The organism is Marinifilum sp. RC60d5, assembly GCF_052400665.1.
Classification (GTDB): Bacteria; Bacteroidota; Bacteroidia; order Bacteroidales; family Marinifilaceae; genus JBQTGK01.
This window is the reverse complement of the sequence record NZ_JBQTGK010000007.1, coordinates 83,486-104,696: the sequence shown is the minus strand read 5'-3', so window position 1 is coordinate 104,696 and position 21,211 is coordinate 83,486. Positions and strand designations below refer to the sequence as shown.

The window sequence follows — 21,211 nt, the reverse complement described above, 5'->3', positions numbered from 1 at the left end:
TAATCACTTTTAGTCATTACTGTTATCAAATAGGAGCTTTATATATTATAAGAGCCAAAAAGAATCTACAATACTTCGAGACGTATTTGTGAGAACTAAATTTTAAAATGACAAAGAACGCTTTAGTCTTAACGAGCCAAATTTGTTTAATTTTTAATAATGTTCCAACTTTAATGGGACACAAGTAATAAAATTTATAGATTTACATTGTGTTTAATAAATGTTAAATATGATAATTTACCTTATTTGTTTTTATTTCTGTTTGTACTAAAGCTCAATACTGACTTCCTCAATCGGTAGGTAAAATAGTAAAACATAAATACTTTTATTGTACCATTGGATAGTATAGAAAAATTTTCGCATGTTAATTTTCTTAATACTCTTTAAAAGAGTAGCAAATAGATTGTAGATTAGGTGATTATAATATTTGTGAGTTATGCTTGTTCTACGTATTTAGTTTTTGCTATTTTGTATCGGAACAAAATAAAACATAGGATATATAGTAAATGGGAGATCTGCATATAATAAAGGAGTTAAATACTCAGCTTGATCGAAGCATAAAGCAAGTAAAGAAAGTTAATTGGCTGGTAAAAGGATATCAGTTAAATGAATTTGATCAAGTAACGCATTTAAACATTTCAAAAATTTGCAGGAATTTTAAATGGCCTTCAGCTCTCTTTAAGCTTGAGCATTTGAAATTTATAGATTTACAAGAAAATAAATTAGACTATATTCCTAATGAGATTTCTAATTTAAAGAGTTTAACATGTTTGGATATCCGTCAGAACCAAATTAACTCATTACCTCATAGTATAAATGAATTAGCTGCTCTGGAAAAATTATACCTCGGAGATAATAACTTTACAAAAGTACCAGCAGATCTTATTTCTTGTCCAAAATTAAAAGTAATTGATTTTACCAATAACCAGATTGTAAAAGGCTTGCATCACCTATTAAATGCGAGAACAATTACGCATATCTATTTAAGAAATAATGGCATAATTACATTTCCATTTCATCTACTTGATGCAAACAAACAGATAGAAGTGAATTTAATGGAAAATTATCTCGAAAATACTCCCGATACTTTACCAGAAATTGAAGGTTTGTACTTATAAAGAAAGTTTCTATTTCAGGTTGTTTTTAAAGAGGTTAATAGTTTGATTATTAAAAGATTTAACTTTTTTATGCCATGCTTTGTTCATTTTTTTATTCATTAATATCTTTATTAGGATCTTTCCAATAAAATTTATACCCCGAGATTCAATAGAATCCTAAGATCGATAACGAATTTTACATCTTTTTTTTGAGAAGGTAGTAAGCAAGCCTTTTTATGGATTTATAATTTCCCATAGCTTTTTAGCAGATCCACAATTTTAGTCAACATCTTTTTCAAACCTACCTGCTGTATGCATATAAAAGTTTTGTAACAGAGAAATTCTAGGGATAAGTTAAAATTGGTCTGGCAATTTACAAGTTTCAATTATTATAGTTTACAGATTTAATTATAATACTGTAATATATGGGTGTTGTATCATTTTATATCAGGCTAAAATACTGATATAAAATTATGTGATATAATAAAAAAACAGCTCAGGTAATTTGCTTTTTTTAAATAATTATATAGATTTGCCTAACCATAGACTGGTTAACCAATTTCATATTGGTGAAAATAAATTAGAAAATCGTATAGAAATGCCGAAAGAATTATTTGACAATTTGAAAGAAATTGTAATTGAAAAACCATCTGATAAAATTGCCGACCAAATAAATGAACTTATTTCTTCTGGACAATTAAAAGCTGGGGATAAATTACCTTCCGAGAGATTTCTTAGTGAAAAATTCAATGTTGGAAGAATTTTTGTTCGTGATGCGATTCGAAAACTAGAGTTTTATGGCATTGTAAAAATAGTTCCTCAAAGTGGAACCATCGTTGCCGACAATAAAGACTCTGCCTTTGTTGGAATGCTTACCAATGCTTTAAATTTAATTAATCCCGATTACAAGTCACTCATGCAAGTGCGAAATGTGCTTGAAATAGAAGCGGCAGGAAGTGCTGCCGAAAGAGCACTGCCTGAAGATATCAACTTTATGGAGGAAGCTGTAGATCTATTGGCTAAGAAGGTGTCGGAAGGAGAGGCTGGGCTGGAAGAAGATTTGATGTTCCATATTCGGATTGCCGAGGCCACTAAGAATGATGTGTTAAAATATCTAATTTCTTATTTGACGTCACACATGCAAACCTTTTCGAAGAGATATGATATATGTCGGAATAAACGGAATATAAAGGCATTGAAGGAGCATAAAATAATTCTGGAGCACATTAAAAATGGTGATGTTGAAAAATCCAGAGAATCGATGAGGGAACATCTGTCAAGCCTATTTGATTTTACGCCTAAGCTTAAATAGCAACTATTAGTGCTGGCAAAATGCCGAATAAAGAATAATCTCGCTTACTATAAATACAATATGAATTTGAATAAAGTAATCTTTTTAATGGGTGTTTCAGGTTGTGGAAAAAGCACCATCGGTAAATTGTTATCGGAAGAACTTGATATTCCATTTTTTGACGGTGATGATTACCATCCTCAGGCTAATATCGAAAAGATGAGTAATGGAATACCACTAAATGATGAAGACAGATACGATTGGTTAGTTACACTTAATGAGCTGGCAAAAAAACAATTACAAAACAATACTTGTGTAATTGTATGTTCAGCATTAAAAGAAAGTTATAGAGATATTTTAAATAGAAATATTAAGAATCAGGTAAAATGGGTTCATCTAGCAGGAAGTTTTGAACAGATTTTTGATCGACTTAAGAATAGAAAAAATCATTTTATGTCCTCCGATTTATTACAATCGCAGTTCAACACCTTAGAGCAACCCAATGATGCTTTAGTTGTAAATATTGGTTTAAAACCACAAGAAATTGTTGAAAAAATCACAAAGAAAATAAATATGAAATCAGAATTTGGCCTATTTGGTTTAGGTATTATGGGAAAGAGCTTAAGTAGAAATTTAGCTCAAAAAGGCTTTAACATTTCTCTATTTAATCGTGAAGTAAAAGGAACAGAAGAGAATGTGGCAATCGACTTTAAGAATGCTCATCAAGAGCTTGAATCTGCGCAAGCGTATTCAGATTTAGAAGCCTTTGTTAATTCCCTGCAAACGCCAAGAAGAATAATGTTAATGGTTAATGCTGGTAAGATTACCGATCTAGTTATCGAAGATTTAATTCCCTATTTATCTGATGGCGATGTTTTGATTGATGGGGGGAACTCTAATTATCTGCATACAAAAGAACGTTACGATTATTTAAAAGCCAAGAATATCCATTTTATTGGCGTTGGTGTTTCTGGAGGAGAAGAAGGTGCACTTAAAGGGCCATCAATTATGCCAGGTGGGAATAAAGAAATTTATAATCTGGTAAAACCTTATTTGGACAGTATTGCCGCTAAAGATAATAACAACTTACCATGCTGTACTTATATTGGAGAAGAGGGTAGTGGGCATTTTGTAAAAATGGTTCACAATGGTATTGAGTACGTAGAGATGCAATTGTTAGCTGAAGTATATACCATACTGAAACATTTAGGGAATAATCCAGATGAAATTGCAGATATTTTAGAATCGTGGAAATCAAAGGCAGATAGTTACCTGTTAGGCATTACGGTAGAAGTGCTTAGAAAAAAGGAAGGCAAAGATTGGTTGGTGAATAAAATAGTTGATAAAGCAGGCAATAAAGGAACTGGGAATTGGACTACCATTGCAACAGCACAATTAGGAGCTCCTAGTACGCTAATTGCTTCGGCATTATTTGCACGATACACATCCTTTTATAAAGAAGAACGACTTCAGGCAAACCAAAATTTTGCAATTAGTCCTTCAGCGATTAATCTAAATATCGAAGATATTCTAAAAGCCTATCAGTTTGCTCGAATTGTAAATCATTACCAAGGGCTTAAATTAATTTCAGAAGCCGGAAAAGCCTATAAATGGGAGTTAAACCTAAGCGAGATTGCAAGGATCTGGACAAATGGATGCATTATTAAATCTGATTTAATACTGGATTTAATACCTGTCTTAAAAGAAGATGATAACATTTTAAGCCATCAAACAATTCAAAGTCAGGTTAAATCATTGAAACCATCAATAAACAAAGTGGTGTCGGAATGTATATTAAATGAAGTCGTAATTCCATGCTTAAGTGAATCTGTTAACTTCTTTAATGGCTATACAACTGCAAATTCGTCAGCAAATATAATACAAGCACAACGCGATTATTTTGGAGCACATACTTATCAACGAACCGATGATGCTTCAGGGAAATTTCACCACACCAATTGGTAGTAATAACAAGCAGATAACTAAACCCCAAAATCATGTCAGATACGCTAAAAAATAAATCATTACTAAAAAGAATAATCGCAATAATCTTAGGCTTTGGACCCGGAATATTTGCAATTGGATATACCATTGGAACAGGAAGTGTAACCTCTATGATTGTTGCAGGAAGTACCTATGGAATGCAATTGTTATGGGTTTTACTAATCAGTTGTCTTTTTTCAGGAGTACTCATGTTTGCCTATGGTAATTACGCTTTAATATCTGGTGAAACGGCTTTGTATGGTTTTAAGAAACACATTAAAGGAGGAAAGATATTAGCCATTTTAATAATTATTGGGATATCCTTTGGTCAATGGAATTCTTTAATGGGCATACTTGGCATTTCTGCCAATATGTTATATGAAATTTTAGCCATGAATTTTGAAGGATTAGTTCCTTACAAATATGAAACAGTACTTACAATTGCAATCGTTGTAATTGCTGTATTTTATGGTCTAATGATGGTTGGTAAGTATACTTTCTTCGAGAAAATACTTGTCATTTTTGTAACATTAATGGGTCTTTCTTTTATTTTTTCTCTCTTTTTTGTTTTCCCACTTCCTGCTGATATTGTTAAAGGATTAATTCCAACTATACCCGATGTACCTGGAGGTAAAATGATGACAGCAGCTTTTGTGGGTACAACTATGGCTGCGGCTACATTTTTATCAAGACCCCTTTTTGTAAAGGGAAAAGGATGGACTATTAAGAACTTAAAAGAGCAAAAAAAGGATTCTATTGTAGCTGCTATTTTAGTATTTGTAATTAGTGCTTCGGTAATGGCTGTTGCCTGTGGTGCTTTGTATTATAACGGAAAGCCCGTAACTCAAGTTTTAGATATGGCAAATACGCTGGAGCCTATTGCTGGAAATTTTGCCGTGACTATTTTCTTCTTTGGAACTTTAAGTGCAGGACTTTCATCGATTTTTCCTTGTTTATTAATAGCTCCATTGCTAATTGCAGATTATCAGTCTGGTGAATTAGACACAAGTTCACGACAGTTTAAGATTATAACTTTTATAGCTTGTTTGGTTGCATTAATTGTACCTGTTTTTGGTGCCAATCCAATAGAAATGCAGATTTTATCTCAAGTTTTTAATGTATTCGTTTTACCAATTGTAGTTCTTGGAATCATCTTAATGATCAACAATAAAAAAGTAATGAAAAACTACAAAACAAATATTGGGGTAAACATCGGCTTGTTTGCTGCACTGTTCTTCTCGTGTGTTATTTCATACACGGGTATTTTGGGGATAATAGAGGCATTATAATTTATTAAATCAGTTAATTACTCTAATTCAGAATGCTAAACAAGTAAAAAGGAAGTCGACTATACTGATAAGTAAAAATTTCACAAAAAATTAACTTATAAATTTAAGATATCATGGATAATAAACTAAATGCCAAAAATGTACTAATAACCGCCGGTGCTCAAGGTATTGGCGAATCAATCACCAAACACTTTATTGATAGTGGAGCCAATGTTGCCATCCACTATTTTTCAAGTGCTGATACTGCGAACCAGTTGGTTGAATACGCAACTAGCAAAGGACAAAAAGCGATTGCCATAAGTGGTGATTTAACAAAAGAAGACGATGCAAATGCAATGGTCGCTAAAACTCTAGAAGTATTTGGTGGTCTGGATATCCTGATTAATAATGCAGGATCCCTTGTAGCTCGTAGAATGCTGAACGAAATGGAAGCAGAATTTTGGAACAAGGTAATGGATATCAATCTTACATCCATGATGTTTGTGACACGTGCAGCAGCTCCATATCTAGCCAAAAATGACAACAGTAGTATTGTTAATTTAGCATCACTTGCTGGTCGTAAAGGTGGTCACCCAGGTTCACTAGCATACTCCACCAGCAAAGGTGCTATCCTAACACTAACACGAGCACTAGCTTCAGAGCTAGGACCTCAAGGCACAAGAGTTAATGCCGTTGCTCCGGGTCTAATCTTAGGAACCTCATTTCACAACACGCATACTACAAAAGAATCAGCAGCTGAAACAACGGCTGGCATTCCAATTCAACGAGCAGGTAATGCAGATGACGTAGCACGAGCGGTGATCTATTTGGCATCCGAATACGATGGTTTTATTACCGGTGCTACACTAGACATTAATGGTGGCGTTTACAATATGTAGTTAGTAATTAAAAATAGAAAGCACAAGGCACTATTTATCTCTTTGTGTTTTATGCCAATCCAATTCTCAAGAATAAGTTTATGCTAAAAACTCCAGTAATACACCCAACCATAATGGAAGCGCTTGCGCGTTCAGGCCACTTTGCACAAGTTGTTATTGCAGATGGTAATTTGCCAGTTGGTGCCATGACAGGACCTAACTCTACCACTGTACACCTCAATTTTCGTCCAGGACTATTGGATGCTCTCACAGTACTCGAAGGTATATTGGAAGTTTGCCCTGTTCAAGGTGCTATTGTTATGGAAAAACCTGCTGAGGCCAACGCAGAAATTCATGATGCCTATAAAAAATTATTAGGAAACGTAAGTTGGGATACGATGGAACGCTGGGCATTCTATGATAAAATTAAAGAACCGGCTACCACATTAATTATTCAAACAGGGGAACAGCGTCGTTTCGCTAATTTAATTCTAACTGTTGGGGTTGTAAAAATGGAAGAAGAAAGTAATTTTTAATAAATGATCTCATTTCTTGAAAGTGAGAATCTATTCAGATCAAGCATTAGCTTGGAAGGAATGCACATTAATGTACATCATTATAATTTTTTGAAACTAAACAACAAAGAAAATGAATAAGAAAATTATCACATCATTATCAAGCTTCTTAATTCTTAGTGTTTTCATGACGCTAAGTAGTTGTTCCAATAAGACTAAAAAATCGAATAAGGAAGAAGTTCAAAAGACCGTTTATGCAAGTGAGGTTATTCCATTTTTCGATCATTGGAAATTAATTTTAGGTGATGGATCAAATGTTGGTAAAGCAATTAACTTTGAGAATAAGGATTTCTTTTATACAGCAAATGATGGTAAAAGTAATTGGGTTGTTTATAAATCTCCCAATGCTGGCCATACACATGGATCGTCAAACAATACAAGAACCGAATTGGCTCAAACAAAAAAATGGTATCCAGAAAATGCTGATGATAAATTGACAGCGACACTTAAGGTAATGAATGTATCAGCAACGGGAGATGCTCGAGTAGCAGCTTCGTATGCTGTAGTTGTAGGTCAAATTCATAGTGCTGATGGCTTTGAAAACGAACCACTTAAAATCTTTTATAAGAAATTTCCCGGCCATACCAAAGGTTCGGTTTTTTGGGATTATGAGATTAATACAGCGGGAGATGACAATTCTGGAAGATGGGATTATTCAACAGCTGTTTGGGGATACGACTTATCTGTTGTAGGTACTGGCGAAAATACCTATCCAGAAGAACCTAAGGATGGAATTGCATTAGGTGAGGAGTTCTCTTATGAAATAGTGGTTAAGGATGGTATTATGAAGCTTAAATTTACAAGTGAAGGGCATGAGACGAAAACATTCACAAAAAATATAATTGCTTCAGAATATGCTACAAAGGCTGATATTCCAATGCAAACTCAAGAATTATTTTTCCCAATTGGTCAAGACGGTGTGGAACGTGGAATTGCCTACACTGGTGAAGGGTGCTTCTTTAAACTTGGTTGTTACAATCAAACGAATGGTAAATCGCCAGAGGTAAATAAAAACTGGTGTTCGGGTGCCGAAACTCATGGTGGTGATATTCAAAAACAATATGAAGATGGAAATTATGCTGAAGTTTGGTTCAAAACAGGGAGTATATCTGTAAGCGATGCGGCCGTATCTAATGAGGGCTATTTCACTGAAAATGATCATTGGCATAGTCCTGCTACCAAATAACTGCATGAATTCTACAAATGAACTGAGTAGACAGGTAACGGTCGATTGACCGTTACTGTATCTCTCTAACTAATACATTTTGAGATGGATTCAGAACAAATCGAACGAGTCTATAAAAATTCGTGCAAACTGTCTATTAAACAAGAATAAAGCTTATTGGCATAAATAAACCTCAGCAAGACCATTATACATAAACAAACGAAAAATATGATTATGTTGTAACTAATCAAAAAAATGAATCTGCAACTTGAATTCAAGAACTAAAGAGAAAAGTGTACCATAGAACCTGTAAACTTGCAAATATATTTAAGAAAGCTTTACTAAGAGGTAAAATAAATAGTAAATTCACGTTTCAATATTTGAGATATACAAATAGAACTCATTTAGTAGATAAGAAACTGAAAAAGACTATCACCCGAGTAAATAAGATCTCTAACTAAAATAGAAAGTCCATTAAATACCATTTTAATGGATAACAAAAATAACAGACAAGAGGAATAAAATGCATGACACATTGCATACTTATTGTCCGCAGATTGAAAAAAATATAATTACAGGAAAAATGATTTCGAAAGAGGAAGAAGAAGGTTTTGATAACTATATGGATATCCATTTTATCCATCGAAGTAATTGGTTAAGAGCAGCAGTTCTTGGTGCAAATGATGGAATTTTATCAACAGCAAGTCTTGCGATTGGAGTCGCTGCTGCTAGTAATTTTAGAGAACCAATCATATTAGCAACTTTAGCAGGATTAGTTGCTGGAGCTTTATCAATGGCAGCTGGTGAATATGTTTCTGTAAGTTCTCAGTCTGATGTGGAAACAGCTGATATTGAGAGAGAAAAGAAAGAACTAAGAGATGCGCCAGAGCTTGAGTTACACCGATTAGCACAAATATACGAAGGACGAGGACTAAAAAAGGAAACAGCATTAACTGTGGCTAAAGAATTGACAGAACATGATGTTTTAGCAGCTCATGTCAGAGACGAATTGGGAATAAATGAGATGAGTCAAGCCAAACCAATACAAGCCGCATTTGCTTCGGGAGCGGCATTTACGCTAGGAGGAACACTTCCTTTATTGGTAACACTCTTTCTACCATTAAAAAGTATTGAATATTCTCTTTACGGATTTGCTCTATTCTTTTTGATATCACTAGGTGCTTTAGCCGCTAAAGCTGGAGGTTCAAGTGTAATTAGAGCAGTTATTCGGATTACTTTTTGGGGTACTGTTGCCATGGGATTAACAGCAGTAATTGGCTATGTATTTGGTGTTAATCTTGGTTAAAAAAAGCACACACGAAAGCTAAATTATCAAGGGATTTACATGCTTACTGGAATAAACAAAAGCAACATTACTAAACATAAACAGACAGAAAGTATAATTATATTGTATCTAATCAAAAAGTTGCATTTGCAACTTGAATTCAGATTTTATAAAAGAATCCCAAATTAAATTTTGCTGAAAAATATTTATTCCTATTGGACATTATCCAGTAAAGTGTCATTAGTACATACAAAAACAGCTAAAATCCCCTTCAATTCAAAGAGAATTTTAGCTGTATTGTTTATTTATGATTCATAAATAGTTTTATATCATCTTCGACAGTACCGATACTTGCAATACCAAAATTATCAACTAAAACCTTAGCCACATTTGGCGATAAGAAAGCAGGTAATGTTGGTCCCAAGTGAATATCCTTAACACCCAAATAGAGTAAAGCTAACAATACAATTACTGCTTTTTGCTCGTACCAAGAAATGTTGTATTCTATTGGTAAATCATTAATATTTTCCAATTCAAATACCTCTTTCAATTTAAGCGCAATAACAACTAAGGAATAAGAATCGTTACATTGTCCTGCATCTAAAACGCGAGGAATACCATTAATATCACCCAATTGTAATTTATTATAACGGAATTTTGCACATCCTGCTGTAAGAATAACCGTGTCTTTAGGTAGTTTTTCAGCAAATTCGGTGTAATAGTTTCTGCTTGTATGACGACCATCGCAACCTGCCATTACAAAGAACTTCTTGATAGCTCCAGTTTTAACAGCATCAACAACTTTATCGGCCAGCTGAATAACTTGGTTGTGGGCAAATCCCCCAACTATTTCTCCTTTTTCAATCTCAATAGGAGAAGCACATGTTTTAGCTAATTCGATAATCTCAGAAAAATCTTTGCGCTTACCGTCTACTCTTTCAGGAATATGTTTCGATCCAGGATAACCAGAAGTACCCGTAGTGAATACTTTATCGGCGTATTTAGCGTCTTTTTTTGGTGGAACTATACAGTTAGTCGTAAATAAGATAGGTCCATTAAAGCTTTCGAATTCTTCTTTTTGTTGCCACCATGCATTTCCATAATTACCAATAAAATGTTTGTATTTTTTAAATGCAGGATAATAGTTTGCTGGCAACATTTCACCATGCGTATAAACATCAACACCTGTACCCTCGGTTTGTATTAAGAGGTCTTCCATATCTCTAAGGTCATGACCACTAATTAAAATACCTGGTTTATCACTAACCCCAATATTTACTTTTGTAATTTCAGGATTACCGTAAGTTGTTGTATTAGCCTTATCCAAAAGAGCCATTCCATCAACACCAAACTTACCTGTTTCAAGCACAAGAGCAACTAATTCGTCAATAGTCAAATTATCATCAGTTGTAGAGGCTAATGCTTTTTGCATAAAGGCACAAAGGGTATTGTCTTCGTAATCTAAATTGAACGCATGCTCAGTATAAGCAGCCAAACCTTTTAAACCATAAATAATTAATTCTCGAAGACTACGTATATCTTCATTTTCGGTAGCTAAAACACCTACTGATTTATTTTTTGCTTCAAATTCTGCGATAGAATCTCCTGTCCATATTGCCGAATCGTGTAAGTTTTCGGGAACAACTCCTCCAGCATTACTGAAAGCAATTTTCAACTCTTCACGAATTTTTAAGCCTTCTCTAATAATATTGATAAAACGATCCTTATCGAAATTAGCATTTGTGATGGTCATAAACAGACCATCAAAAACAAGCTTATTTGCTTTTTCATTTTCAATTCCTAATTCCCGCGCTTTTGTTGCAAAAATAGAAACACCTTTTAATACAAAAATTAAAAGATCCTGCATATTGGCAAGGTCTTCTTTTTTACCACATACACCTGCAACAGTACAACCTGTACCCTTAGCAGCTTCCTGACATTGATAACAAAACATGCTCATGATTTATTTATTTTATGATTTATTTGATTTTTACTTTACCTATTTATTAAATCCTGTTTCCGGATTTTTCTCACCAAACGTTTCGGTTAAAACAGCCATTATTTCTTTTTTCGATATGCCTTTCTTTTCAGCATTTTTAATCGTGAGATAAGACTTAAAAAGTGGCGATTGAGCTATTTCAGAAGCGAAATGTCCATTTCCCTGATTCCAAATAATCAATGAAAAAAGCTCGTCGAACTCAGCAACACTAGTTCCGAGGTAGTAAGACTTAATTAATTCGCGGGTTGCTTGCTTAATTCTGCCAGATCCAACTGCGTTGGTTAGCGAGAGTAAGAGTTTAGTCTTTAGTTCAATTGCTGGATTTTTTTTATTCCAAATATTGTCCCAAAAGTTTACGCTAAGGTCGGCTATAGCCTTGTCAATTTCAGCAAACTTGGGCATTACAATCGGTTTCAATGGTAATTCAACATCACTAGCTTCCTTAACTTCAGTTCGATAAAAATAAACGGCGTAGCTTGCATCGGCTAACCTCTCGGTTTCTGAAACAAAACCAATATTTTCCATGGTAGAATAGAGAGGTATGGGTTCAAAATTCTGAATCACTTTAATTCCTTCTCCAAGCTTAAGGCTTTTTGCCTTTTTGAGTATGCCCAAAAGAAAATTACCTTTTAAAGATCTCACATCTAATTCAATGAAACCCTCTTTGTTTTTTATTGCAGTGTTTTCCATACTATTAGATTTAGTCTTCATGACTTATAGCTTCAACAGGGCATTCATTTTCTGCCTCAAGAGCACAATCCTCACAATCGGAAGGTACCGGATTGATTTTCACATGAGATTTACCATCATCTTTCATCTCAAAAACTTTAGGACAGATGCTTTCACAAATTCCACATCCAATGCATGTTTCTTTATCTACACTTGTTTTCATAAGATTATAACTTTAAGTTTTGTCATATAGTCCCGAAAGCTTTCGGGATTTCCATATAATCATCTCCCTGTTTGTAGAAAGCTTTATACATGGACGTTTCATATCAAATGATTTAATTAATTACAACAGTGTAAAATTGAGAAAGTAAATCGACACAAAATGTAACCCAGATTACATTTTGGGTTTATTTTTTATATTTGTAGAAAAAAAATGTTTTCAGAATTAGCAAACACATCAATTTTTAAAGGTTTAAAAACCTCAGAAATAATTGAAGTTCTACATAGTGTTCATTATAATGTACATTGGTATGAACCGGAAAGTACAATAGCATTTGCCAGCGACAGAAGTGAGAATTTATTCATCTTGCTCGAAGGTCATGTAAAAGGTGAAATGACATCCTATAACAACAAAAATATTATTGTTAGTGAAATTCATGCTCCCGATACTTTTGCAGAAGGTTTTTTGTTTGCAGACAAGAACAAATTATTGGTAGATATTATAGCAATAACAAGAGCAAGAGTGCTAATTATTTCAAAGTGTGAATTATTAAAGCTTTTAAACAAAAGCACTCATATACTCAACAACTATTTAGTTGCAACATCAAATCGTTTTGTAATTGTTTCTGAAAAATTGAAATTTTTGATGTTTAATACAGTCAGAAGTAAATTGGCAATTTATATTCTTGATATGGAAAAAGAGAGTGTAGGGAAAGAAAGTTTTAGATTGGGAAAAACCCATGAAGAATTAGCCACCTTATTTGCAATTACTCGCCCAGCATTAACACGTAATTTACTAAGCCTTAAAAAAGATGGTTTGATAGAAATTAAAAATAAAGAAATAAAAATAACTGATAGAGAAAAGCTTATACAATTATTAAATTAGGAAGCCAGCATTAAGTAATGCTAAGAAATCCATTGAATTTCTTGACTAGAACTTTACTCAAAACCTTGACTTTTCACAAAATTACAAGCACTAAAGACAAATAAACAATAATTCAACTCAATTAGAAAACACCTATTAAGCAGTTGATATTATCTCTTGTAAAATAAATACGCCTCAGTCTAGAAATAAACTAGACTGAGGCGTATTTATATATACTTGAACTGTAAATGTGCACATCTCATCCACAAGATTCTGTCAAGAGAAAATATTAATTTAAATAATACTTCCCTTTTTTAAAAATTCTTTTACCCCAGTATACGAATGGAGTATCTGCGGCAGCAACAATAAATTTCAAGAAATAAGTGGTTATAAATATTTCCCACATAACGGCAGTTTCAAATACGCCCAAAAAAGCAATAAGTACAAAAACAGTACTATCAATAAGCTGAGAAACCGATGTGCTTAAATTATTTCGTATCCAAATCTGGCTGTCTTTTGGAAAGCGTTTACGCCAAAAATGATACGCCCAAATATCATGACGTTGTGAAAGTAAATAGGCCACAAGACTAGCTATTGCTATTCTAGGCATTAAACTAAATATGGTACTGGTTGCTTCATGTGCAACACCTGCAAACTCATCTCCCTCTAAGGGGATGAAAAGTAAAGCCATATTCATTAATAAGGTCATGGAAATGAGGCTGAAAAATCCAATCCAGACAGCCTTTTTTGCATCCTCTTTACCGTAATTTTCAGATAATATATCTGTCACTAAAAACGACGAGGCATAAACAATATTACCTAAAGTTGCTACAAGGCCAAAAAATTCAACAGTCTGAATTACTTGAATATTAGCAACAATAACAGAAATCGGAATCCAAATAATGAGTCCCCACTTGCCAAATAATCGATAGGCCAAAATAATTAACAGGAAGTTTGCCAGCAACATGCTTAGCCATAAAATTTCATTTTGCATTTTTTTATTTTTTAGTTAAAGAAAGAATGTTCACAACAAATTGTTCCTAAACAGTTCTTTACTTATTCGCAGGGAGATGCCACCTGCTTTGTTCGTACTCATTTCGGGATGCAAATGTAAGAAAAATTGCTCATTTTAAAAGATAACTTAAATTTATGATTCCAAAAGTCTACTTTATTTATTGTACGCTATATCTCCTGTGCATAAAAACAGTTTATAACATTTTTCTCATTTGTAAAAATCACAATAAAACACCAGATATAATTAACCGTATTAAAACTATTAACACAATAATATATTAAGGAACAATTCAAATCAATTTTATAGTGTCCATAACGGATCGTAATAATAAACATAAAAACTAAGCAAACAGATCACAAAGAATCCACCACCATAAAACTTAGTAATTTTATATGATATTATTCAAAAAAACACTTCGTTTAAATGTACCTTTAGAAAAATAAATTAGGAAATACATATTTTGATAGATTAAAATTTTTCAAACACGATAAGATAGAATTAATATGAATCTAGATTACCCCACTATATTATTTTTCTTTGTCATAACCAATATATTTAATCTTGCTTTATTCACTTATCAATATTTTTTCCATCATAAAAAATGGTATCTATCTGTTTTTATTATGGGTATTCTATTTCAAACAATAGCCATGATTCTAATTGGCTTTAGAAAAAACTTACCTTTTATAATCACGGTACAACTAAGTAATTTCTTTTTAATTTCCAGTTTTGCATTAACATCTTTTGGCCTTATTTCGTACGATAACAAAATTCGTAAAAACATTTTTTGGCTATTCAGCATATTTACTCTTATCTTTTATTGTTCTTTTCTACTGGTTGCCGAAGACGATATAAAGCGTATTATCATACAAATAATAGCATGTTCTTTTTTTTATGGAATTAGTGCATACATTCTTTTTACAAACAAAGAAAAATACAAATTTTCCCTCATCATTGGTTCCGCACTTATATCTTATAGCATTTTTCAACTTTATAGAGCCAATATTTTATATCAAGTAGAACAACCATACCACTTCTTAGAAGGTTCTACAATTGACAATTGGTATCTTGTAATTTCGGTGTTTATTGTTAGTACATTGAGAATTGGTTATATAATGCTTTTGAAAGAAATAGATGAAAACATTATAATTCTTAAAAACAAAATAATAGAAACAGATAAACTTAAACTTGAAGAGCTTAACAATACTAAAGACAAATTATTTTCAATCATTGCACATGACTTAAGAAGCCCATTCAACAGTATTATAGGGTTTTCTGACCTGTTAAATGACAATATTAAAACCCTGAAGACTGAAAAAACCAAAGAATATTTAAGCTTTATTAATTCTGCTGCCAAAAACACACTTACTTTACTCGACAATTTATTGAATTGGGCTAAATCACAAACAGGACAAATTAATTTCAACCAAAAACAAATAATTTTAACACTAATTATAGGTGAAATAATAGAACTGTCAAATTCAACTGCAGCTGCAAAGAAAATAGCATTAACAAAAAATAGTATAGATGATATTAAAGTTTATGCTGATGAAGAAATGTTGAGAATTATTTTGAGAAACCTTGTATCAAATGCAATAAAATTTACCAATACAGGAGGAAACATAAGTATTTTAACAAAAAAAGAAAAACTGCAAATTGAAATTGCAGTTTCTGATAATGGCGTTGGAATGAACAACGATACTAAAAATAAATTGTTCAAGCTTGAAACCAATGTATCAACAATTGGAACTGCAAACGAAAAAGGTTCAGGTTTAGGTTTAATCCTTTGCAAAGAATTTATAGAAAAACATGGCGGTAAAATTTGGGTTGAGAGTAAACTAGGAAAAGGTAGTGTTTTCAAATTTACTTTACCTTTAGTTAAAGAAGTATAAAAACTAACAAGAACCTCTTAATCATTTTTTTCTAAACAAAATTCAAATGACGATTGCCTCCTTATACCAAACAAAAAACTTAAATGGAATAAAAGAGCTTCCTAAACAGAAAATAAGGAAGCTCTTTGTGTGAAAATTTTTATCTAGAATTGTCGTTTTAATTTTTTAGCAACAACTTCTGCAGCCTTAATTAACGGATAAGCAGCAGGAGAACCAGTAAGTAATGGGTGAGTACCAATTTGAGCAGATAACAGAGCTTTTATATTCGTATGATTTTGAATTAAGAATCCAATGGAATTTGTTAATTCGCCAACACTAGAACCACCAAACACTTCACCTCCTAAAATCATACCACAATCAGCCGCAACAATTAATTTCACAGTCTGTTCGTGCATGCCTTCAAGTGTACCAGGGTGTTTGTCCATTCCTGTAAAACTTCCAACAACAACACTAAAGTTTTCTTCTCTTGCTTTAGATTCAATAATACCAGCCGTACCAAAAGCAGTATCACCAATAGCCGTATCATAAATTGCAATGGTTCCACTAAACGATTTACAAGGACTTAATTCATATAAACTCATACCTGCAACTCTGGCTTCGGCACATGCTGTTGATGCAAGCATAGTAGTACACAATTTTCTGGTTAAGAAATCTCTTTTTTCAGCACAGTCGCCAACAGCAAAGATATCGTTGGAACAATCTTCAACACGCATGTACTCACAAGTTCTGATAAAGCCATATCTATTCAATTCAATACCAGACTCTTTAGCCAGCTTGGTATTAGGCACATAGCCCATAGAAAGTACAACAGCATCAGCCTCGAGCTCTTCTCCGGAGTTTAAGATTACCTTCTGAACTTTTCCATCTTTACCAACAATTTCTTTTACCCCTTTACTTGTAATTACCTTAACACCTCGCGATGTTAACAATTCTTCGGCTTTGTCACCAAATTCTTTATCGAAAGCTCTATTTAATATGGAAGATTCAATTTCAACAAGAGTAACATCACGACCTTCTTTATTCAATTCGTCAGACATTTCTACTCCAATAAATCCAGCACCAATTGTAATGATTTTTTTTAATCCTTTTAATTTAGTATACATTTCATCGAGATAAAATTTATCCTTAGGAATTGTAAAAACATTTTTCAAATCACCACCTTTTAGCCACTTAGGAATTGTAGGAATTGATCCCGTTGCGAATACTAGTTTTTCAAAGTATAATTTTTCGTTAGTTGATAAATGACAAATATTATTCTCTAAATCAACTTTTGTAACTTTTGCTATTTTTATTTCAACTCCGACATTGGTTAGCATTTTATCGGGTAAAATATTTTTATCCGTAGAATGCAACGAACCAAAAATATATGGAATACCACAAGGAACGAGAACCTTTTCCTCTTTTCGAACCAAAATAACTGATTTGTCTGGATTATTTGTTTTTGCACTTATAGCTGCTTGAAGTCCAGATGCACCACCTCCAATAATTAAAACATTAATTTTTTCCATCGTTTTAAATATTAAGTTACTTATTTGTGAAATGTTATCATAAATATAATAATTTAGTTTTTATTATTTCGTAACTGGCATTATATTTATATCAATACAAAGGTGAATGCCTTAATTAATAATAGAATTTGAACTTTCCATTCAAATACAACTTTCTATTTTTAGTGTAATCATAAAAAATAATTCTTAAAATACCTTCCTTAGTTTTTACACTAAAACACGCTAAGTAATTGTGGATTTAGTAAAACTATTAAACACTCAACTAAGTTTTATTCTAAAATTGAAATTCTCAAAACTTGCCCACAAGCCTTATTTTTTAGTTTTTATTTACAAGGAAATACAAGAATGGGCCTAAGCGAATTGCTTAAGCCCATTACAATATATTCAAACAAATCGCTTTTTTACATTAAGCTATATGCGACGGTTACTCCAGACATTACAATGGCAACCATACTCATTAGTTTAATTAAAATATTAAGACTAGGACCCGAAGTATCTTTAAATGGATCACCAACAGTATCACCAATTACAGTTGCTTTATGAGCAGGAGAACCTTTACCTCCTAAATGACCGGCTTCGACATATTTTTTAGCATTATCCCAGGCACCACCTGAATTTGCCATAAAAACCGCCAAAACAAAACCAGCACCTAATCCTCCAACAAGTAGTCCCATGGTACCTGCAACTCCAAATACGAGACCAACTACTATAGGAACTGTAATTGCCAAAATTGAAGGCATCATCATTTCTTTTTGAGCTCCTTTTGTGGAGATGGCAACACAATTTGCATAATCTGGTTCATTTTTTCCTGTTAGAATTCCTGGTATTTCACGAAATTGTCTTCTTACTTCATCTACCATTTTTCCGGCTGCTCTACCTACTGCATTCATGGTTAATCCACAAAATACAAATGCCATCATCGAACCGATAAATATTCCAATAAGTACAGTTGGATTCATCAAGTTAACTTTAAAAAAGTCCATGAAATCCATTAAACTGATTGAGCTAACATCAACCGCTGAAAATACTTCATTACCATTTGGGAAAACATAACTCTCAGCTGTTTCAAGCAAACGAATAATTCCTATTTTAAGCTCTTCGATATAAGAAGCCAATAAAGCCAACGCTGTTAATGCTGCAGAACCAATGGCAAAGCCTTTACCTGTAGCTGCAGTGGTATTACCCAAAGAGTCAAGAGCATCGGTACGTTTTCTAACTTCAGTTCCAAGCTCACACATTTCTGCATTACCTCCTGCATTATCGGCAATAGGGCCGTAAGCATCGGTAGCTAAGGTAATTCCTAAAGTTGAAAGCATTCCTACAGCAGCAATACCAATACCATATAAGCCTAAGCCCATATTGGCCATATCAAATCCGGAAGCAAATAAAAACGAGAATATAATTCCCAAAGCTACAGCCATTACTGGAATTGCTGTTGAGATCATTCCCATTCCCAATCCAGAAATTATTACGGTAGCAGCTCCTGTATTTGAGCTTTCTGCAATTTTCTGTGTGGGTCTGTATTCTTCTGATGTATAATATTCGGTTGCTCGCCCAATGATTATTCCGGTAATTAATCCGGTAACGATTGCACCCCAAATTCCCCAAATGTTATCCAATTCAAGAACATAAAGAATTACCCATGAAAATACGATAATCAAGGCTGAACTAATGTTTGTTCCTCTTGATAATGCTTTTAGTAATTGTTTTTGAGTAGCACTTTCTTTAGCTTTCACCATGTAGATTCCAATGATTGAAAGAATTACTCCCACTGCAGCAATCAACATAGGAGCCATTACAGCTTTCATTTGCAATTCGGAATTTTCTATAAAAGCCGCTGCACCAAGTGCTGCAGTAGCCAATATTGAACCACAATACGATTCGTATAAATCGGCTCCCATACCCGCAACATCACCAACATTATCACCAACATTATCAGCAATTGTTGCAGGATTTCTTGGATCATCCTCAGGTATACCTGCTTCAACTTTTCCGACAAGATCACCACCCACGTCGGCTGCTTTTGTAAAAATTCCTCCACCTACTCTGGCAAACAAGGCCTGAGCTGATGCACCCATACCAAATGTTAACATGGTAGTGGTAATAATCATCATTTTTTGAGCTTCACTTGGGTTATCTACAAAATAGTTAAGTACAATAAACCAGGCTGAAATATCAAAAAGTCCAAGACCAACTACAACAAGCCCCATAACAGCTCCACTTCGAAAAGCTACCCTAAGAGCCAGATTAAGAGAATTACGGGCCGCATTTGCAGTTCTTGCAGAAGCATAAGTCGCCGTTTTCATTCCAAAAAAACCAGCCAAAGCTGAAAATAAACCTCCCGTAAGGAATGCTCCGGGAACCCATTCGTTTTGTAAATTAAAACCGTATGCCAATACCGAAAACAGAATTACTATAATCAGGAAAAAGACACCTACTACTTTATATTGTTGTTTTAAATATGCCATAGCTCCCTTTCGAACATGAGAAGCTACTGTTATCATTTTATCAGAACCTTCACTTTCTTTCATTACCTGTTTAAAAAAGTGGTAAGCAAAGCCTAAGGCGATTAAAGAGCTTAATGGAATAAACCAAAAAATATTGTCAATGTTTTGCATTCTTTTAATTTTTTTATTTGTTTTTAATTAAATCCGATTGATTTAGCAGATCTCCACCATGCATAATTCTTATCATTCAATTCTTCTTCCGAAGGAAAAGGATAATAAATCATTTCATTACTATCACCAATGAAAAAACCGTTTTTAATTGTTCTGAAAAAAAGATCTCTTGAAAAGAAACGAATAATGGTTTTTTGAACTTTACCTGGTTCATCATTTAATATCCTCATACAATCTCGTAGGTGTTCTATATTTGGATAAGGCAAATTATGTGCCGGTGAATTTTCAAAATCTTCTGTTAATCCATTCAATTTTAATTCTACAAATGCAAGTTTAGGAATACTAACTTTTTCTTTTCCACTTGTCATGTAATCTAAAAATTCCGTGGGAGCCAGTTTACTAATTATCCTTGGCGTAACAGGGCAAAGCTCTTGGTACAAGTGTGCTGTCGATTTAATATCGCCAGAATATTCTCCTTTTTTAATTTCCATTGTTCTTCCATCATCTGTTGTTAGATAAAGGTTTTTTAAAGCCGAAACAGGGATACTTTCCAAGGCTCTATAAATAGAAAGATAAACTGAACTTTTTGGGCGTCCTCCTTCTTGAGGGACACATCTCTCTTTGATGTAATCCATAGGAAGAATATCCTCGATAGCATTACTGTCTACCTCAAGAAAAATTACCTGCCCACGCGTACGTTTTTGAGTTCCAACTGCCATATAGCTTCCAAACTCTTCAGGAGAAAGCATAGAGGCAATTAAAGCTTCGGGCGTTAAATTTAAATAAATGTTTGGTTTCATTATTTATTTTGGTTTTAGGATAAAAATAATATGTTGCGCTTTATTATGAGGAATAATAAAGTGTCTTGATACAAACTAAATATA

17 protein-coding genes are annotated in these 21,211 nt (G+C 33.4%); 10 read left to right on the top strand and 7 right to left on the bottom strand.

Annotated elements, in window-relative coordinates; all coding sequences use genetic code 11:
• Positions 1 to 506 precede the first annotated feature (506 nt).
• From ACT3CE_RS14680 to ACT3CE_RS14645, 8 genes are all read left to right on the top strand, one after another.
• On the top strand, positions 507 to 1,118 hold the full coding sequence (locus ACT3CE_RS14680; RefSeq protein ID WP_444710522.1) for a leucine-rich repeat domain-containing protein: 612 nt from the start codon (positions 507 to 509) through the stop codon (positions 1,116 to 1,118).
• 577 nt (positions 1,119 to 1,695) lie between these two features.
• Positions 1,696 to 2,409 (top strand): FadR/GntR family transcriptional regulator, encoded by a 714-nt coding sequence (locus ACT3CE_RS14675; RefSeq protein ID WP_444710521.1) that lies wholly within the window; start codon positions 1,696 to 1,698, stop codon positions 2,407 to 2,409.
• 60 nt (positions 2,410 to 2,469) lie between these two features.
• Complete coding sequence (gene gndA, locus ACT3CE_RS14670) at positions 2,470 to 4,353, top strand: NADP-dependent phosphogluconate dehydrogenase (protein ID WP_444710520.1); 1,884 nt, start codon at positions 2,470 to 2,472, stop codon at positions 4,351 to 4,353.
• A gap of 32 nt (positions 4,354 to 4,385) precedes the next feature.
• Complete coding sequence (locus ACT3CE_RS14665) at positions 4,386 to 5,660, top strand: Nramp family divalent metal transporter (protein WP_444710519.1); 1,275 nt, start codon at positions 4,386 to 4,388, stop codon at positions 5,658 to 5,660.
• A 113-nt stretch (positions 5,661 to 5,773) separates the two neighbouring features.
• Positions 5,774 to 6,538 (top strand): SDR family NAD(P)-dependent oxidoreductase, encoded by a 765-nt coding sequence (locus ACT3CE_RS14660; protein ID WP_444710518.1) that lies wholly within the window; start codon positions 5,774 to 5,776, stop codon positions 6,536 to 6,538.
• An 80-nt stretch (positions 6,539 to 6,618) separates the two neighbouring features.
• Positions 6,619 to 7,053: an RbsD/FucU domain-containing protein gene (locus tag ACT3CE_RS14655; protein ID WP_444710517.1), complete on the top strand. Its 435-nt coding sequence runs from the start codon at positions 6,619 to 6,621 to the stop codon at positions 7,051 to 7,053.
• A 112-nt stretch (positions 7,054 to 7,165) separates the two neighbouring features.
• Positions 7,166 to 8,278, top strand: a complete 1,113-nt coding sequence (locus ACT3CE_RS14650; RefSeq protein WP_444710516.1) for a polysaccharide lyase family 7 protein — start codon at positions 7,166 to 7,168, stop codon at positions 8,276 to 8,278.
• 502 nt (positions 8,279 to 8,780) lie between these two features.
• Complete coding sequence (locus tag ACT3CE_RS14645) at positions 8,781 to 9,563, top strand: VIT1/CCC1 transporter family protein (protein ID WP_444710515.1); 783 nt, start codon at positions 8,781 to 8,783, stop codon at positions 9,561 to 9,563.
• 280 nt (positions 9,564 to 9,843) lie between these two features.
• Here ACT3CE_RS14645 and hcp read toward each other — a convergent pair whose 3' ends face one another.
• The 3 genes from hcp to ACT3CE_RS14630 are packed head-to-tail and all read right to left on the bottom strand — an operon-like array spanning position 9,844 to position 12,433.
• On the bottom strand, positions 9,844 to 11,502 hold the full coding sequence (gene hcp, locus ACT3CE_RS14640; protein WP_444710514.1) for a hydroxylamine reductase: 1,659 nt from the start codon (positions 11,500 to 11,502) through the stop codon (positions 9,844 to 9,846).
• A 39-nt stretch (positions 11,503 to 11,541) separates the two neighbouring features.
• Complete coding sequence (locus tag ACT3CE_RS14635) at positions 11,542 to 12,231, bottom strand: hypothetical protein (RefSeq protein ID WP_444710513.1); 690 nt, start codon at positions 12,229 to 12,231, stop codon at positions 11,542 to 11,544.
• Positions 12,232 to 12,241: 10 nt separating this feature from the next.
• Positions 12,242 to 12,433 carry a ferredoxin gene (locus ACT3CE_RS14630; protein WP_444710512.1) on the bottom strand — a complete coding sequence of 64 codons (192 nt, stop codon included), beginning with the start codon at positions 12,431 to 12,433 and terminating at the stop codon, positions 12,242 to 12,244.
• A gap of 210 nt (positions 12,434 to 12,643) precedes the next feature.
• Here ACT3CE_RS14630 and ACT3CE_RS14625 point away from each other — a divergent pair, with 210 nt between their 5' ends.
• Positions 12,644 to 13,315 (top strand): Crp/Fnr family transcriptional regulator, encoded by a 672-nt coding sequence (locus ACT3CE_RS14625; protein ID WP_444710511.1) that lies wholly within the window; start codon positions 12,644 to 12,646, stop codon positions 13,313 to 13,315.
• Between the two features lie 268 nt (positions 13,316 to 13,583).
• Here the strand turns inward: ACT3CE_RS14625 and ACT3CE_RS14620 are convergent, their stop codons facing one another.
• On the bottom strand, positions 13,584 to 14,288 hold the full coding sequence (locus tag ACT3CE_RS14620; protein WP_444710510.1) for a queuosine precursor transporter: 705 nt from the start codon (positions 14,286 to 14,288) through the stop codon (positions 13,584 to 13,586).
• A 524-nt stretch (positions 14,289 to 14,812) separates the two neighbouring features.
• Between ACT3CE_RS14620 and ACT3CE_RS14615 the strand changes: the two genes are divergently transcribed.
• Positions 14,813 to 16,201, top strand: coding sequence for a sensor histidine kinase (locus ACT3CE_RS14615; RefSeq protein ID WP_444710509.1), 1,389 nt, complete (start codon positions 14,813 to 14,815; stop codon positions 16,199 to 16,201).
• A 143-nt stretch (positions 16,202 to 16,344) separates the two neighbouring features.
• On the opposite strand, the gene ACT3CE_RS14610 is transcribed toward ACT3CE_RS14615, so the two are convergent.
• From ACT3CE_RS14610 to ACT3CE_RS14600, 3 genes are all read right to left on the bottom strand, one after another.
• A complete protein-coding gene (locus ACT3CE_RS14610; protein WP_444710508.1) occupies positions 16,345 to 17,709 on the bottom strand; it encodes an FAD-dependent oxidoreductase in 1,365 nt (454 codons plus the stop codon).
• A gap of 401 nt (positions 17,710 to 18,110) precedes the next feature.
• Positions 18,111 to 20,327, bottom strand: coding sequence for a sodium-translocating pyrophosphatase (locus tag ACT3CE_RS14605; protein WP_444710507.1), 2,217 nt, complete (start codon positions 20,325 to 20,327; stop codon positions 18,111 to 18,113).
• Between the two features lie 23 nt (positions 20,328 to 20,350).
• Positions 20,351 to 21,127 carry a hypothetical protein gene (locus ACT3CE_RS14600; protein ID WP_444710506.1) on the bottom strand — a complete coding sequence of 259 codons (777 nt, stop codon included), beginning with the start codon at positions 21,125 to 21,127 and terminating at the stop codon, positions 20,351 to 20,353.
• Positions 21,128 to 21,211 lie beyond the last annotated feature (84 nt).